This is a genomic window from Paraburkholderia sp. TE9906 (assembly GCF_056279605.1).
Genome location: NZ_JBWCCT010000006.1, coordinates 463,333 through 478,145, shown reverse-complemented (window position 1 = coordinate 478,145; position 14,813 = coordinate 463,333). Strand labels below are relative to the sequence as shown.

The window sequence follows — 14,813 nt, the reverse complement described above, 5'->3', positions numbered from 1 at the left end:
TATCCGGGCATTGCAACGTTCATCGGCCGCAAGTACGCCGCCTCGCCGCTCGCCGCCCCTCAAACCTTGACGACGGAAGCCTGATAAATCTCTTCGACGGCCTTTTCCAGCGCCGCGTCGAATTCACTGTCGCTCATCGGCTTCTTGAGGTCGTTGATCAGCGCCCGCGAGAAGCTGGCGATCATGCCGTGATTGGAAGCGAGCCGCGTGCACGCATCGGTTCGCGAGTAGCCCCCCGACAGCGCAACGACCCGCGCCACCCGCGGATGCTCGATCAGCGGACGATAAAAGTCCGCGGTCTCGGGCAAGGTCAGCTTGAGCATGACGCGGCTGCTCTGCGGCAACGCGTCGAGCCCCTTGCTCAGTTCCGCGCGCAGCGTGGCCTCGGCGCCCGCCTTGTCGGGACTCTTGATCGACACTTCGGGTTCGAGAATCGGCATCAGGCCGTGCGATTCGATCTGCGCCGCCCGTTCGAATTGCTGCCTCACGATCGCCGCGATACCGGCCGGCGAATTCCCGTTGATGACCGAGCGCATCTTCGTGCCGAACACGCCGAGCTTCACCGCGCGCTCGAGCAGTGCGTCCAGTCCCGGTATCGGTTTCATCAGTTGCACGCCGTTGGCTTCGGCTTCCAGTCCCTTGTCGACCTTGAGGAACGGCACGACGCCACGGTCCTCCCACAGGAAGGCCGGCACCGGCTTGCCCTGGGCCTGACCATCCATGGTGGCTTCGAACAGAATCGCGCCGATGATCCTCGCGCCGGTAAAAGCAGGCGCGGTGATGATGCGCACGCGCATCTCGTGGATCAGTTTGAACATGCCGGCGTCGTCGCTGTAGGCGGTATCCGGAATGCCGTAGAGCCGCAACGCGCCGGGCGTCGAGCCGCCGCTCTGATCGAGGGCCGCGAAGAAGCCCTGCTTGTCACACACCTGCGTCATCATTCCGTCTTTAGCCATGAACACCTCTCTCTTTCGATAGCCGGATAACGGCCCGGTGAGTCCGATCCGGGCCCGTTGAAATCTGCTCCATCAGGGTTCTGCCTGAACTGAACGGCATAGCCGTATTCAAGCGCATCCGCTGAAGGCGCCGCAAGCCCTATCTTCCCGCGTTCGCTCCCGCGTCGGCGCGGTTGCGTAGCCGCTGCCTGCGCCGCCGGGCGCGGACTATGCTGACGAAGATCAGCACGATCGACAGCAACGCCAACTCGATCAGCGCGGGAATCTGGATAGGATCATGGAACATGAGGGAAGCCTCCGCCACAAGGTCTGCTCATATTACGCCCGGCGGGCGCCGCTGTACGGCATCCGGTTCATGATTCGGTGTTGCCCGGCTTTGCAGCGGGCGAGTCGAGGCCGGCATGGCCCGACGTCCATCGCGATCGCGGCGTAGCAACACCTTTGGCAACTGCAAGCCTTTCGGGTGGCGTTATGCGCGGCAGCGCACAGAGTCGTTTGCATGGGCGGCCCTACTCTGCTGGATACTGCAGAAGCGCCTCCCTGGCTCCCCAGGACCCGCCTTTCCGCCTCCCCTTCGCCAGTCCCAGCTCCACCGGCAGTCGGGCCATTATCGGTCACAACACCACGTCGACATCGGCACGCCGCGCCGCCCCGTGGAAAGTAGCGCTCTTGCCAACAGGTGCCGCCGATGCGTTTCCGATCCATCGCCCATGCGTTGATTCTTGCCTGCGGATGTGCGGCCACCGCCAATGCGCGCGCGGAGGATGCCGCCGGCGTCGTCAAGACCGTCAAGGGCGCGGTGCGCATCGAGCACGCGGGCGCAAGCTCGGGCGCGACGATCGGCACCGACGTGTACAGCAGCGACCGCATCGTGACCGGGCCTGAGTCGTCGGTCGGCATCACGCTGCGCGACACGACGTTGCTGTCCGCGGGCGCGAACACCACGCTCGAACTCAACCGCTTCGCGTTCGACAGCACGACCCACGCCGGCGTGCTCGACGCCAGCGTCAAACGCGGTTCGCTGGCCGTGATCTCCGGCAAGCTCGCCAAGGCGAATCCGGACGCGGTCCGCTTCAGCACGCCGACCACCACGCTGGGGGTGCGTGGCACCGAGTTCATTATCGAAGTCGGCGAGAACGGGGGGAATGCACGTTGACAGCCCTCATCCGGCCTCACCGGCCAGCATCGCTATCGGCAGCGGTGTTCGCAGCGGCATTCGTCGTGCTGACCTGCCTCGCCGGATGCAGCACGCCGCCGGACCGGATCGTTCTGTTGCCCGATCCCGAAGGCAAAGTCGGCGCGGTCATCGTGCACAGCGCCAAGGCGGAGCAGACCATCGACACGGCCTACGCGGGCGTCGACGTGACGAAGAACGGCGCCATCGAAAAGACCATGGACAGCCGCTCCGGCGTGCAAGCCCGCTACGGCGAACTGCTCGCCGCCCGGCCGCCGCGCCCGATGACCTTCACCCTGTTCTTCCTGTTCGACTCGGCCACCGAGTTGGCCCCGGAGTCGCCCGCCACGGTCGAGAAGCTGAAGGCCGTCCTCGCGAACTGGCCCGCGCCGCAGATCGTGGTGATCGGCCATACGGATCTGGCCGGCTCCCAGGAATTCAACGACAGGCTGTCGCTGCGGCGGGCCAAAAGCGCCGCGGCGTTTCTGATCAAGCAAGGCATTCCCGCCGGGAAAATCGAAACCGCGGGCCGGGGCAAACGCGAGCCGCTGGTCCCCACGGCGGATGGCGTGCCCAATCGCATGAACCGGCGGGTCGTCATCACCATTCAATGACGCGCGCGGGTCGTCGGCGCTGAATCGCCCTCCCTTCGATGAAACGCTATTACGACCTCTGGCTCGCCCGCATCAAGTCTCTGCTGAAAGCGGCGCAGGGGCGTCCGGTCGCGCTCGCGGTGCTGTTTGCGCTGAGCCTGCTCAACCTGGCCAGCGAATGGCCGAGCAACCTCGCGCGTCCGGCCTTCATCACCACGCTCGACGAGACGCTGCCCGACTCGTTCAAATCCGCGCGGCAACTGCTGTTCGACCAGTACCAGCGTCACTACCCGCGCATGCCGAACGCACAGCCGGTGACGATCGTCGAAATCGACGAGGAGACGCTCGCAAGCGTCGGTCAATGGCCGTGGCCGCGCAACCGCCTCGCCGGTCTGATCGACGCGATCGCGGCACACAAGCCGCTCGCGATCGGTCTCGACATCTACATGCCGGAGCCCGATCAAACCTCGCCCGACATGGTGGCCGGCAATCTGCCGGAAACGGCCACGGCGCTCGCGGCCGCGTTGCGTGCGCTGCCCAGCCACGACACGATTCTCGCTGGCGCGCTCCATGCGGCGCCGACCATTCTGGGCGCGGCCGCGCTCGATCACGCGGCCTTCGCCACCAGCATCGATCTGCGTAGCGCGCCGATTCTCCTGCACGGCGCCGACCCGCTGCCCCGCGTGCCGCGTTACGACTACGTGCTCGCCAGCCTGCCGCAATTGCAGGCCGCGGCGCACGGTCAGGCGATGCTGAGCGTCGCGCTCGAACAGGGCGTGGTCCGGCATATTCCGCTCATCATGGGTCTGCGCGACACGCTGGTCCCCAGCCTGCCGATGGAGATGCTGCGCGTGGCCACCGGTTCGGCGGCGCTCGAAGTCTCGACCAACGGTTCGGGTGTGCAAACGGTCGGGGTCGCCGACGTGCAGGTGCCCACGCAACCCGGCGGCGACATCTGGCTGCATTTCGCTTCCATCCGCTCGACGCTGGACCGTTATGTGTCCGCACGCGAGGTGCTCGACGGCAAGGTGGACGAGGACCGCATCCGCGACAAACTCGTGCTCGTCGGATTGACCGGCGCCGGCGTGACCGACATGCGCACGACTCCGTTAGGAGAACTGGTACCGGGCATCGAGATTCAGGCTCAGGTCATCGAGACCATCGTCGAGGGACGTTTCCTGCTGCGTCCCACGTGGCTCAAATGGGCCGAGAGCGGGTTCATCATGGGCGTCGGCCTGCTGCTCATCTGGTATGTGCCGCGCAGGCAATCGCGGCTCGCGGGCGTGATCCGGGTCGTGCCGAAGGCAGTCACCGTGCTGGGCCTGTGCCTGCATCTGCTGAATCTCCTATGCTGCTTCTATATTTTCATTCGCTTCGGACTGCTCGTCGATGCGGCCGCGATCTTCATCATCCTGTCCGCGGTGATGGGCTGTTTCCTCTCGCCCGCGCTGCTTCATCTCCAGGAGCAAACCCGGATGGAAGCCGCCCTCACACAAGCTCGACCAGCCGATCAGGACGGCGCAGGCAAGGCGCCGGGCGCTTGATTAGCACTCTTATGAAAGCTCGTTGTCAGCCTGACGAAAATCGGTAAAATCCGCCATAGCTGGCCCTAAAGCGCGCTATTTGAGCTACAGTACATCTGCGGTCGATCAGGCTGCGAGCCCGTTTCGATAATTTTCCAGGTTCTTCCAGCGCGTTCGACGCGCCGTGCGAGGTGACGGAAATGGCAGATGCGGAAAGTGTTCCGGTGAGCGCGCGTGCAGACGCTCATGTCCCTCACAAGACAACCGGACGCGAGTTACGAAGAAGAATACAGGCCGCGTGTTACGCGATCGAAACCGGACCCTCGGACGACATCGCGCCATGCCCTATCTAGTCGCCTACTGCGGGCCAGCCGCGATCCCCGCCGATCTGTGGTTACGCTGGAACACCGACCCGCTGCTGCTCGCAGCGCTTGCCGTTTTCGCCTACGTCGTCGCCAGCGGCCGCAGCGCCGATGCGCGAGCGGGCTGGGCCGCGCTCGTGCTGATGGTGGTCGTGTTCGTCTCGCCGCTGTGCGCGCTGTCATCGGCCTTGTTCTCGGCGCGCGTGACCCATCACATCATTCTGATTGCGGCCGTCGCGCCCTTGCTCGCACGCGCGTTTGCGCTGCCGCGCCTCGGCTATCCGCCGCTCGTTCCCGTGGTCGCCGCACATGCGGTCATCGTGTGGCTCTGGCATGCGCCAGGTCCGTACGCCTGGGGGCTCGCCACGGTGCCCGCTTACTGGCTGATGCAGACCACGCTGCTCGGCAGCGCGTGGCTGATGTGGCGCAGCGTCCTTGCGCCGACGCTGCAAACGGGCGCCGCCTTGATGGCGCTCGTCGCGACGATCGGGCAAATGGGCTTGCTCGGCGCGCTGATCGTGTTCGCGCCCGCGCCGCTCTACGTCGTGCATTTCGCCAGCACCGCCGCATGGGGACTCACCCCGCTTGCCGACCAGCAGCTTGCCGGCCTCTTGATGTGGGTGCTGGCGATGATCCCTTATCTCGCAGCGGGACTGTGGCTCGCCTGGTCCAGCCTGCGCGTCAGAGAGCCCGCACTGTGACCACCCTGCTGAAGTTCATCCATCTGGGCGCGATCGCGATATGGTCAGGTGGCCTGATCGTATTGCCGTTTCTGTTCCGGCAGCGCCGCGCGCTGCCGCCTGGTTCAGACCTCGACCGCCTGCACCGCATCACGCGGCTGGTCTATGTGGAGCTGACTTCGCCCGCCGCGTTCGTCGCGATTGCGAGCGGCACGGCGCTGATCTTCCTGCAGGCCACCTTCGTCGAATGGTTCTCTCTCAAGATGGTGCTGGTCGGCATCATGGCGATGCTGCACGTGGTGGCCGGCCTCGTGATGCTGCATCTGTTCCTGCCCGACGGGCATTTCGGCAAGCTCTCCTCGATCGCGCTGACGAGCGCCTATGTGGTGGTGATCGTCGCGATCATCTGGATCGTGCTCGCCAAGCCGCACCTCGACTCAAACCTGTTCGCCCCGCATCTGTTCGAGCCAGGCGGACTCGCCCGCTGGCTGCATCAGTCCTTCGGCGACACCAGAATGCCGACGCCATGATCGAACACGAGCTTGCCCCCATGCCAGCCGGCGAAGCCCGTCATCACCGAGGCCAGAACCGAGAGCGCGAGGCCGTGCGGAAGGATCTGCTCGGGATAGTAGAGACGCACGCCCCAGCTGGCGCCCGCGATGGCGACCAGCGTCATCGCGGCCACCGCGTGGGACCAGCTCGCTTCCTTCAGGCGGATGCCGCGCACGAGCAGAATCTCGCCGGTGCCGACGAGGCTCGCGCCCACGCCGCTCCAGAACGCGAAGCCGGCGGCCCACAGACCCGCCCTCACCCAGAACGGATCGCCCGACCACCAGTAGAGGACGTCGATGCCGAGCGTGGCGACGACGAACGCGATCGGGAAATGCACCATCATCACGTGAATCGGATGCCCGACGAATGCGACGGCCGAACCCGCATCGAGCCGCAACAGTTCCAGCAACACCTCGCTCTTGCCGTTGGATCCGGCATGGTCTTTCTTTGCCATGGTCACAGTCCCTCGCGTCGAATGTGTGATCGTGCGAACCATCATAGCCGCTTGCGTGGACCGGTCCAAGCGGGATTGATCGCGGCGGTAGGCGCGGCGCTGTCGGGCTGCGCCGGCCCGCTGTCGACGCTCGCGCCGTCCGGACCCGCGGCGGCGTCGATTGCCGGGCTGTGGTGGACCATGCTGGCGGGCTCGGCCGTGCTGTTCGCGCTGGTGCTCGTGCTGTTCGCGCTGGTGATGCGGCGCCCGGGCTGGGGCTCGCAGGTGTCGCCCGCGCGCTGGATCGTGCTGGGCGGCCTCGTGCTGCCCGCCGTGATCCTGATCCCGCTGGTCTGTTATGCGCTCCTTGCCGGTGAACGGCTGCTGCCGCTGCCGGGCCATGCGCCCGCACGCGTCGACGCGATCGGCAAGCAGTGGAGCTGGACCTTCCGCTATCCGGACCAGGGCGGTCTCGAAACCCATGACGTGCTGCACCTGCCCGCCGGCACGCCGGTCGATATCGTCGTCACGAGCGAGGACGTCGTGCATTCGTTCTGGATTCCGCGCTTCGCCGGCAAGATCGACGCGATACCCGGGCACGCCACGCGTCTGCGCGTGCAGGCCGATCAGCCCGGTCAGTACGAAGGGCAATGCAACCAGTTCTGCGGGCTGGGACATGCAGGGATGCACTTCACGGTGATCGTCGATCGTCCGGAAGACTTTGCCGCCGCCGTCAAGCAGGCGGCCGCCAACGGGGAGATAAAGAAATGAGTGTGCCCGTCGAGCCGCCGTCACAGGGCATGAACGCGTTGCGGCTGCATCGCCAGCTCGCCGCGATCTGGGCCACCGGACCCGGCGTGCAGCGCCTCGCCGCCGTGAACCATACGGTCCTCGGCATGCGCATGATGATCACGTCGTTCCTGTTCTTTGCGATCGCGGGCGTGCTCGGCATGCTCACGCGCGTACAGCTCGCGACGCCGCACGCGGCCTTCATGGACGCCGAGACCTATAACCAGGTCTTCACGATGCACGGCTCGATGATGCTGTTCCTGTTCGCGATTCCGATGGTGGAAAGCTTCGCGGTCTACCTCACGCCGAAAATTCTCGGCACACGCGACTTCGCCTTTCCGCGCCTGACCGCGTACGGCTACTGGTGCTATCTGTTCGGCGGCACGATCCTGACGGTCTCGCTGATCATGCGCGCCGCGCCCGACGGCGGCTGGTTCATGTACACGCCGCTCAGCTCGAACGTCTACACGCCGGGCATCAACGCCGACGTGTGGCTGCTCGGCATCACCTTCGTGGAAATCTCGGCGCTCTCGCTCGCGATGGAGATCGTCGTGTCGATTCTGAAGATGCGCGCGCCCGGCATGTCGCTCGACCGCATGCCGATTTTCGCGTGGTACATCCTCGTCACCGCGATGATGATGATCGTCGCCTTTCCGCCGCTGATCCTCGGCTCGATCCTGCTCGAAGTGGAGCGCGCCTTCGGCCTGCCCTTCTTCGATCCACGGCGCGGCGGCGATCCGCTGCTGTGGCAGCACCTGTTCTGGCTGTTCGGCCACCCGGACGTGTACATCATCTTCCTGCCGATGGCGGGCGTGCTGTCGACCATCATCCCCGTGTTCGCGCGGCGGCCGCTGGTCGGCTACCGGGCCATCGTCGTCGCGATCATCGCGCTCGCCTTCCTGAGCTTCGGCATCTGGGTCCATCACATGTTCACGGTGGGCATTCCGCATCTGGCGCTCGCGTTCTTCTCGGCCGGCTCGGCGATCGTCGCGGTGCCGACCGCGATCCAGTTCTTCGCGTGGCTCGCGACGCTCTCGCACGGACGCCCGCGCTGGGACGTGCCGATGCTGTACGTGTTCGGCTTCTTCTTCGTGTTCACGGCGGGCGGGCTGACCGGCGTGATGCTCGCGATGGTGCCGTTCGACTGGCAGGCGCACGACACTTACTTCGTCGTCGCGCACATGCACTACGTGGTGGCCGGCGCGCTCGCGTTTCCGATGCTCGCGGCGTTCTACTACTGGCTGCCGTTGCTGACCGGGCGCACCGCCGTGCACAAGCTGTCGCTGCCGGCGTTCTGGCTGGTGTTCATCGGCTTCAACATGACGTTCTTCATGATGCACCTGACCGGCCTGCTCGGCATGCCGCGGCGCATCTTCACCTATCGCGGCGACGAGGGGTGGAACTGGCTCAATCTGCTGTCGTCGGTGGGCAGCTTCGTGATGACGATCGGCTTCGCGCTGGTGGTGATCGACATCATCGTGCAGGTGCGCTACGGCCGGCGCGTGCGGCGCAATCCGTGGGATTCGACCACGCTCGAATGGGCGATGCCGATTCCGCCCGCGCCGTACGCGTTCGCGTCGATCCCGCGGGTGGGCACGGAAACGGAAGGCGTCGCGCCGGGCAAACTGGCGGCGCTGCTCGCGCGCGGCGACGGCTATCTCGGCTTCACGCGCAACGGCTGGCAGGAAACACTCGGTGTGCACATGACTTCCGGCGAGCCCGAACAACTGATCGTGCTGCCGCGTGCGACCTATCTGCCGCTCGTCACTGCCATCGTGACCTGCGCGGCGGTGCTGTCGATGCTGTTCGGCTTCTATCTGCTGTCGCTGACCTTTGCGTTCGTGACCTTCGGTCTCTTCATCTACGCGGGCCAGAGCGCCGGTCACGCGCGCGATTACGGACCGCTGCCGGTGGGCCGTGGCGTCAGCGTGCCGCCGCATACCGAAGTGGCCGGCGCGCCGGCGTGGCTCGCGCTGATCTGCACGCTGGTCGCGAACGGCACGCTGTTCACGTCGCTCGTATTCGGCACGTTCTATCTGTGGATCGCCGCGCCGAACTGGCCGGCCGCGGTGACGCCCGAGCCGAGCCGCCTGTTCGCGCTCGTGAGCGTCGTCGCGCTGGCCGTCGCGGCGGTCGCGGCACGCGGGTCGCTGCGCGCGGCCGCCGCGGACCGTCACGCGCATCGCTGGATCAGCGTGGCCGCGCTGGCACTGGTCATCGCGATCGCCGCCGATGTCGCGCTGATCGCCGGCGTCATGCCGCATCCGCGTGAGCACGCGCTCGGCGCAACGGCGGCAGCGTTGCTGACGTACGTCGGCATTCATGCGGGCATCGGCCTGCTGTTTCTGATCAGCAATGTACTGCGCATCGGCGCCGGCTTCGTCTCCCCGCGACGGCTCACGGACCTGCGGCTCACGCGCTTGTGGCTCGACTACACGCTGACGACGGGCATCATTGCGCTGGTCCTCGTGCTCGCGCTGCCCTCGCTGGTCGCGATGCTGGGAGCACGGCCATGAACGCGCGGCCGCTTGCGCCACGGCGTCTGTGGTGGCTCGCCGTGGGCTTCACCATCTGGTGCGTTGCGCTCGTGATCCTGTATGCGCTGCACGCGATCGGCTGCGCGTTCGGCTGGCCGACCGGGCCGCTGCGTGTGAGCCTTGCGATCGTGTTGCTGCTGCATCTGGTCGCGATCGGCTGGCTATGGCGCTATCGTGCGGCGGCCATTCGCGATCCGGGTCCGGAGCCCATCAGTACGTTCATGCATACCGTCGTCATCTGGACTTTGATCGCGGCGCTGGTTGCCACGGTTATTACGTTTGGGCCCGCGCTCCTGCTGACTACTTGCCTATGAGCGCGACCGACAAGCAGCGACGCTTGAGGTACCAGACGACGCAATAGCTCGCGCACTGGCCGGCGCGCCGGTTGGCGCTTCGGTCGGCACGCTCCCCGCTTCATAGCCGCCATGCCGGCATGTCTGAATGCTCTAATAGAGAGGGATTTCATGCAGTATCGCGATCTTGTGCGCAAGGCCATCTGGTCCGCCGTCTATCTGCTGTTCATTCTTGCTCCGCTGTTCGCGCTGCTCGCGGGCAACCTGCCGCCAGCCCGCAATTTCGCCACCGAGTTTTCCGTCGCGCTCGGCTATTCCGGCCTCGCGATGATGGGGCTGCAATTCGGTCTCACCGCGCGCTTTCGCCATGTGACCGAGCCGTGGGGCGAGGACGTCATCTATCACTTCCACCGGCGCATTTCGCTGATGGCGGTCGGCCTCGTCGTCGCGCATCCGTTGATTCTGATCGCGATCCGCTCGCCGCAGCTCGCGCTGCCCGATTCGATCTGGGACATTCCGTGGGGCGCGCGCTTCGCGGTGCTGTCGATCGGCTCACTGATTCTGCTCGTGATCATGGCGCTGTGGCGCAAACAGTTGAAGCTGCGCTACGAACTCTGGCATCTGTCGCATATCGTGCTCGCGCTGGTCGCGATTGCCGCCGGCATGCTGCACATGGTGGGCTGGGGCTTTTATCTGGTCGACCCGCTCAAGCGCACGTTGTGGATCGGCATGACGATCTTCTGGATCGGCTTGCTGTTTTATGTGCGTCTGTTCAAGCCGCTGTTCATGCTGCGGCGTCCCTATCGCGTCACCGAGGTGCGCGCGGAACACGGCGACACCACGACGCTCGTGATGCAGCCCGAGGGGCACGCGGGCTTTCGCTTCAAGCCGGGCCAGTTCGGCTGGCTGACGTTGTGGGCGAGCCCGTTTCGCATCACCGGGCATCCGTTTTCGTTTTCATCGAGCGCGGAAGCCGCGGACGGCCGTGTCGAAATGACGATCCGCAACCTCGGCGATTTCACGAGCGCCGTGAGAACGGTGACGGCCGGCCAGCGGGTCTATCTCGACGGGCCGTATGGCGCTTTCACGATCGGCCATCCGACCGACATGCACGTGTTGATCGCGGGCGGCATCGGCATCACGCCGATGATGAGCATGATCCGCACGCTCGCCGATCGCGGCGACCGGCGCCCGCTGGTCCTTTTGTACGGGAGCAAGAACTGGGAGTCGGTGACCTTCCGCGAGGAACTGGAGGCGCTGAAAACGCGGCTCGATCTGAAGGTCGTGTATGTGCTGTCGGACCCGCCCGAAGGCTGGAGCGGCGAAAGCGGACGTATCAACGCCGAACTGTTCAGGCGTCATCTGCCGCCCGAGTACGCCGAACACGAGTACTTCATCTGCGGGCCCGACGTGATGATGGACGCGATCGAAACCGCGCTGGGCGAGATGAAAGTGCCGCTCGCGCGCTACCATTCCGAGCGGTATAGCTTCGTCTAGCTGAGGAGAGTTGCGATGCGCCGATTGTTAGCTGATCGACTGGCCGTTGCCACAGGGGTGATCGTGGTGGCACTGTCGCTGGTGTTTGCGTTGTTGCGGGTGAGTTCGGGGCATTAGCGGGTGAGGTTGGGGGCGCGTCTGGTTGGGCGTTGCAAGATACCTCGAGGTTATCGGGTATGCGGCCCCGCTCCGGCATACCCCCTGGATAGCGGGCTCAACGCGCGCTGGCGGCGCGCATTTCCCGGTACTCCCGCCGCACGATGTCCATGAGCTCCGACACGGAAGTCAGCGCACTCTTTTGCTCGTAGGTCACGCGGCCTCGCTGCATCAGCATGATGCGATCGGCGATATCGAGCGTCTGCGCATAGTTGTGCATGATCATGATGATGGACAGGCCGCCCTTTTCCTTCAGCCGCATCAGGAGATCGATGATGAGCCCCGCCTCGCGTGCGCCCATTGCGGCGAGCGGCTCGTCGAGCAGGAGAATCTTCGCATTGGAATGCACGGCGCGCGCCACGGCGATGGCTTGACGCTGCCCGCCCGAGAGGCGCTCCACGGGCAAATCCACCGACGACACGTGCACGCCGATATCGTCGAGACATTGCGCCGCACGCTCGCGCATCTGTTTGTGGTCGAGCAGCCTGAACGGTCCGCGCCGCACGATCTCGCGGTTCAGGAACATGTTGTGGTAAATGCTCAGCGAATTGGCGAGCGCGAGATCCTGATACACGCATTCGATGCCGAGCGAACGCGCATGATCGACCGAGCGCAGCAGCGTCTCGTGGCCGTCGATATGGAGCGTGCCGCCCGTCGGCTGATGAAAGCCCGTGAGAATCTTGACGAGCGTGGACTTGCCCGCGCCATTGTCGCCGAGTATGCCGAGAATCTCGCCCTTGCCGAGCGTGAACGAGACGCCGTCGAGCGCGGTCACCGCGCCGAAACGTTTGACGAGGCTCTCGCCGCGCAGCGCGAGCGGCGCAGCGGGCGCGGCATTCGCGACTGAGGAGGAGGCTTGTGATGGGTCCATCAGCGCCCTCCCTTACGGCGAATACGCCCGACGTGGATATTGAAGATCATCGCCGCCAGGATCGCGGCGCCGAGAATAATGTTGAACGTGAACGCGTTGATGCCGATGAGCGTGAAGCCGTCGTTGAGAATGCCGAGCACCGCCGCGCCGATCAAGCCGCCCACGATGGTGCCCGACCCGCCCGTGAGCGGCGTGCCGCCGATCACGGCGGCGGCCACGGCAAGGAACATGATCTGGTTGCCGCCCGCCTGCGGATCGATCGAGGTAATGCGAAAGGCTTCGAGGATGCCGGTGAAGCCCGCCAGCACCGCCGCGAGGATAAAGTTGCCGAGGCGCAGCCGGTTCACCTGAATGCCGGCCTCGCTCGCGCCGATTGGATTCGCGCCCGCGGCCTGTGTATGCAGGCCCCAGCGGGTATGCCGCAAAAGCACGTGCATCGCGAAAGCGATCGCCACGGTCCAGATGATCTCGCTGTAACCCCACGCACCCATGAACCCCGAGAACGTAGGCGATCCTGGAGCAGGCGCGGGCGTGCCGCGCGAGACGGTGAGCGTGATGCCGTTGATGAGAAAGAGCGTACCGAGCGTGGTGACGAACGAAGGCAGGCGCAGCCACACTGTCACGGCGCCGTTCACGAAGCCGACGATCGCCGCGGCCACGAGCCCCGCGATCACGGCGAGCCACATGGGCGCGCCTGCGTCGTTCGCAAACACCATCATGAACGGCGCGAATGCGAACACCATGCCCGCCGAGAGATCGATGTCGCCGCCAATCATCAACATGATTTCGCCGAACGCGATGATCGCCACCGGCGCGATGAACTGCGACAGGTTGACGAGGCTCGCGTTGGTGAGCAGGAAATCGTGATTAGCGAATTCAAAGTAGGCAGCCAGCAGCACCGCCACGAGCAGGATACGCAGCTCGGCCGACCAGTGTGACGCAAATGAAACCCCCGCGCGCCGGGGCGCGCGGGCCGCTTCGATCTTGCTGGTTTCGTTCACTGTGTCCATCACGACCTGATTGCGCCGCTCATCGGAACGATTTGCGGCTTGGTGGTTTTGCCTTCATAGCGCGTCGAGGTATTCAGGTAGGGCTCGACGGTCTCCTTAGTCACGAATTTCAAGCCGGTGTTGATGTCGGCCGGCCCGACCAGCCCGCCCGAGGAGAGGAACACGAACGCCTCCATCACCGTATAGAAACCCTGCACGTAGGGCTGCTGATCGATCGTGAAGTCGAGGAAGCCTTCGTGGATAAGCTGGATCGTGGTCGGCAGCAGGTCGAAGCCTCCACCGTGCACACCCTTCGAAGGAAGGTTCGATTCCTTCATCACCTGCGCGACGCCCTGCGTGCTGCCCGCATCGACGGCGAACATGCCCTTCAGGTCCTGATGGCCCAGATAGAACGACTTGATTTTTGAAAGCTCCTCGTTGACGGTCGCGCCCGTCGCCACCGTCTGGATGTCGATCTTCTTGCCCGACTTCTTGATGGCGTCGCTCGCACCGTCCAGGCGCGGCTGGATATTGAGCTGCCCCGGCGTCGCGATGAAAAGCGCGACCATGCCGCTGTCGATGAGGCTCACGATGCGCTCGCCCATCTGATAGCCGGAGAGATACAGGTCCTGGCCGATATAGGCGAGTCGCGGGTTCTTCTTGCCGCGCGGCGCGTCCGCGTTATAGGCGAACACAGGAATGCCGGCGTCGAGCGCGGCCTGGATCGGCTTGTCGAAGGCGCCCGGATCGACGATCGGCACGGCAATGGCGTCGGCCTTCGCGGCAATGGCCGAGTTCACGGCGCGGACCATCTCGCCCGCGTCCGAAGTGGCCGAGCCGGTCCACTGATAATCCATGCTGAGCAGCGAGCAGGCATCCTGAATGCCATACTGGGTGGGTACGAAGAAAGGGTTCGTGGTGACGTGATTGACGAACACGATCCTCCACTTTTTGTGGGCGGGAAAAGCCGCCTCCGCCGCCTGCGCGGTGCCGACCAGCCCGCCCGCGCCGCCTAGCGCGCCCATCAGCGAAAGCGCCGCGCCTAATCCCGTACCCTGCATCAGCCCGCGCCGCGCTGCGCTGAAACCGTTGCGCCGCTGTTCCTCGTCGTCATCCCGTTGCTGTGCCATGTCGTCCTCCGGTTCTCTTCTTCGTTCGTTGATGTGCTCGACTTCGAGTCGATCGCGTGCAGATGCTGGACGGCACCGGAGTGCGCTGGGCAGCGCGGGACTGAGGCGTGAAGATGTGCAACCCCGATTCGAAAGCGCTCGATACGCGCCGTGCGGTACCGAAAAAATGGTAGTGCAGCGCGGTTGTACCTCCTAATCCATGTATACCCCTAACTAGTCCGACTATTGGGATGCCCGGTGAGCGGACCGCGAGGCCAGGAAATCGACAGAGCCGTTAG

At 65.1% G+C, this 14,813-nt stretch carries 15 protein-coding genes; 9 read left to right on the top strand and 6 right to left on the bottom strand.

The window, feature by feature from the left end; genetic code table 11:
- Nucleotides 1-59: 59 nt before the first annotated feature.
- A complete protein-coding gene (locus ACZ9H4_RS19065; RefSeq protein WP_476120260.1) occupies nt 60-956 on the bottom strand; it encodes a fructose bisphosphate aldolase in 897 nt (298 codons plus the stop codon).
- A 139-nt stretch (nt 957-1,095) separates the two neighbouring features.
- A complete protein-coding gene (locus tag ACZ9H4_RS19060; protein ID WP_408142590.1) occupies nt 1,096-1,242 on the bottom strand; it encodes a hypothetical protein in 147 nt (48 codons plus the stop codon).
- A 402-nt stretch (nt 1,243-1,644) separates the two neighbouring features.
- On the opposite strand from ACZ9H4_RS19060, the gene ACZ9H4_RS19055 reads away from it, so the two are divergent.
- The 5 genes from ACZ9H4_RS19055 (at nt 1,645) to ACZ9H4_RS19035 (ending at nt 5,818) form a co-directional block, all read left to right on the top strand.
- The gene (locus tag ACZ9H4_RS19055; RefSeq protein WP_408142592.1) at nt 1,645-2,112 is read left to right on the top strand and encodes a FecR family protein; all 468 of its coding nucleotides are present in this window, start codon (nt 1,645-1,647) and stop codon (nt 2,110-2,112) included.
- 65 nt (nt 2,113-2,177) lie between these two features.
- Nucleotides 2,178-2,744, top strand: a complete 567-nt coding sequence (locus ACZ9H4_RS19050; protein ID WP_476120258.1) for an OmpA family protein — start codon at nt 2,178-2,180, stop codon at nt 2,742-2,744.
- A gap of 38 nt (nt 2,745-2,782) precedes the next feature.
- Nucleotides 2,783-4,267 carry a CHASE2 domain-containing protein gene (locus ACZ9H4_RS19045; RefSeq protein WP_408323987.1) on the top strand — a complete coding sequence of 495 codons (1,485 nt, stop codon included), beginning with the start codon at nt 2,783-2,785 and terminating at the stop codon, nt 4,265-4,267.
- Between the two features lie 319 nt (nt 4,268-4,586).
- The gene (locus tag ACZ9H4_RS19040; RefSeq protein ID WP_408142598.1) at nt 4,587-5,309 is read left to right on the top strand and encodes a cytochrome c oxidase assembly protein; all 723 of its coding nucleotides are present in this window, start codon (nt 4,587-4,589) and stop codon (nt 5,307-5,309) included.
- Nucleotides 5,306-5,818 carry a CopD family protein gene (locus tag ACZ9H4_RS19035; protein WP_408142600.1) on the top strand — a complete coding sequence of 171 codons (513 nt, stop codon included), beginning with the start codon at nt 5,306-5,308 and terminating at the stop codon, nt 5,816-5,818. Before ACZ9H4_RS19040 ends, ACZ9H4_RS19035 begins: the two co-directional genes overlap by 4 nt.
- Here ACZ9H4_RS19035 and ACZ9H4_RS19030 read toward each other — a convergent pair.
- Nucleotides 5,782-6,294, bottom strand: a complete 513-nt coding sequence (locus ACZ9H4_RS19030; protein WP_408142602.1) for a DUF2231 domain-containing protein — start codon at nt 6,292-6,294, stop codon at nt 5,782-5,784. The two genes, ACZ9H4_RS19035 and ACZ9H4_RS19030, sit on opposite strands and share 37 nt — an antisense overlap.
- Before the next feature lie 51 nt (nt 6,295-6,345).
- Here ACZ9H4_RS19030 and coxB point away from each other — a divergent pair, with 51 nt between their 5' ends.
- The 4 genes from coxB to ACZ9H4_RS19010 all read left to right on the top strand — a co-directional run bounded on the left by coxB (nt 6,346) and on the right by ACZ9H4_RS19010 (nt 11,389).
- Nucleotides 6,346-7,044: a cytochrome c oxidase subunit II gene (gene coxB / locus ACZ9H4_RS19025; protein WP_476120254.1), complete on the top strand. Its 699-nt coding sequence runs from the start codon at nt 6,346-6,348 to the stop codon at nt 7,042-7,044.
- Nucleotides 7,041-9,578, top strand: coding sequence for a cytochrome c oxidase subunit I (gene ctaD / locus ACZ9H4_RS19020; RefSeq protein ID WP_408142606.1), 2,538 nt, complete (start codon nt 7,041-7,043; stop codon nt 9,576-9,578). Before coxB ends, ctaD begins: the two co-directional genes overlap by 4 nt.
- A complete protein-coding gene (locus ACZ9H4_RS19015; protein ID WP_476120252.1) occupies nt 9,575-9,913 on the top strand; it encodes a hypothetical protein in 339 nt (112 codons plus the stop codon). Before ctaD ends, ACZ9H4_RS19015 begins: the two co-directional genes overlap by 4 nt.
- 150 nt (nt 9,914-10,063) lie before the next feature.
- Nucleotides 10,064-11,389, top strand: coding sequence for a ferredoxin reductase family protein (locus tag ACZ9H4_RS19010; RefSeq protein WP_476120250.1), 1,326 nt, complete (start codon nt 10,064-10,066; stop codon nt 11,387-11,389).
- A gap of 214 nt (nt 11,390-11,603) precedes the next feature.
- Here the strand turns inward: ACZ9H4_RS19010 and ACZ9H4_RS19005 are convergent, their stop codons facing one another.
- Genes ACZ9H4_RS19005 through ACZ9H4_RS18995 form a run of 3 tightly spaced genes read right to left on the bottom strand, consistent with a single transcriptional unit; the run spans nt 11,604 to nt 14,535 of the window.
- Complete coding sequence (locus ACZ9H4_RS19005) at nt 11,604-12,416, bottom strand: ATP-binding cassette domain-containing protein (RefSeq protein ID WP_408153075.1); 813 nt, start codon at nt 12,414-12,416, stop codon at nt 11,604-11,606.
- A complete protein-coding gene (locus ACZ9H4_RS19000; protein ID WP_476120248.1) occupies nt 12,416-13,426 on the bottom strand; it encodes an ABC transporter permease in 1,011 nt (336 codons plus the stop codon). The genes ACZ9H4_RS19005 and ACZ9H4_RS19000 overlap by 1 nt, the downstream gene beginning before the upstream one ends.
- Nucleotides 13,426-14,535: a sugar ABC transporter substrate-binding protein gene (locus tag ACZ9H4_RS18995; protein ID WP_408142616.1), complete on the bottom strand. Its 1,110-nt coding sequence runs from the start codon at nt 14,533-14,535 to the stop codon at nt 13,426-13,428. The genes ACZ9H4_RS19000 and ACZ9H4_RS18995 overlap by 1 nt, the downstream gene beginning before the upstream one ends.
- Between the last annotated feature and the right edge of the window lie 278 nt (nt 14,536-14,813).

Bases quoted from the DNA above. Each gene is read 5' to 3' on its own strand.
- ACZ9H4_RS19065 (WP_476120260.1), bottom strand. From the start codon at position 956: ATGGCTAAAGACGGAATGATGACGCAGGTGTGTGACAAGCAGGGCTTC.
- ACZ9H4_RS19060 (WP_408142590.1), bottom strand. From the start codon at position 1,242: ATGTTCCATGATCCTATCCAGATTCCCGCGCTGATCGAGTTGGCGTTG.
- ACZ9H4_RS19055 (WP_408142592.1), top strand. From the start codon at position 1,645: ATGCGTTTCCGATCCATCGCCCATGCGTTGATTCTTGCCTGCGGATGT.
- ACZ9H4_RS19045 (WP_408323987.1), top strand. From the start codon at position 2,783: ATGAAACGCTATTACGACCTCTGGCTCGCCCGCATCAAGTCTCTGCTG.
- ACZ9H4_RS19040 (WP_408142598.1), top strand. From the start codon at position 4,587: ATGCCCTATCTAGTCGCCTACTGCGGGCCAGCCGCGATCCCCGCCGAT.
- ACZ9H4_RS19030 (WP_408142602.1), bottom strand. From the start codon at position 6,294: ATGGCAAAGAAAGACCATGCCGGATCCAACGGCAAGAGCGAGGTGTTG.
- ctaD (WP_408142606.1), top strand. From the start codon at position 7,041: ATGAGTGTGCCCGTCGAGCCGCCGTCACAGGGCATGAACGCGTTGCGG.
- ACZ9H4_RS19015 (WP_476120252.1), top strand. From the start codon at position 9,575: ATGAACGCGCGGCCGCTTGCGCCACGGCGTCTGTGGTGGCTCGCCGTG.
- ACZ9H4_RS19010 (WP_476120250.1), top strand. From the start codon at position 10,064: ATGCAGTATCGCGATCTTGTGCGCAAGGCCATCTGGTCCGCCGTCTAT.
- ACZ9H4_RS19005 (WP_408153075.1), bottom strand. From the start codon at position 12,416: ATGGACCCATCACAAGCCTCCTCCTCAGTCGCGAATGCCGCGCCCGCT.
- ACZ9H4_RS19000 (WP_476120248.1), bottom strand. From the start codon at position 13,426: ATGGACACAGTGAACGAAACCAGCAAGATCGAAGCGGCCCGCGCGCCC.
- ACZ9H4_RS18995 (WP_408142616.1), bottom strand. From the start codon at position 14,535: ATGGCACAGCAACGGGATGACGACGAGGAACAGCGGCGCAACGGTTTC.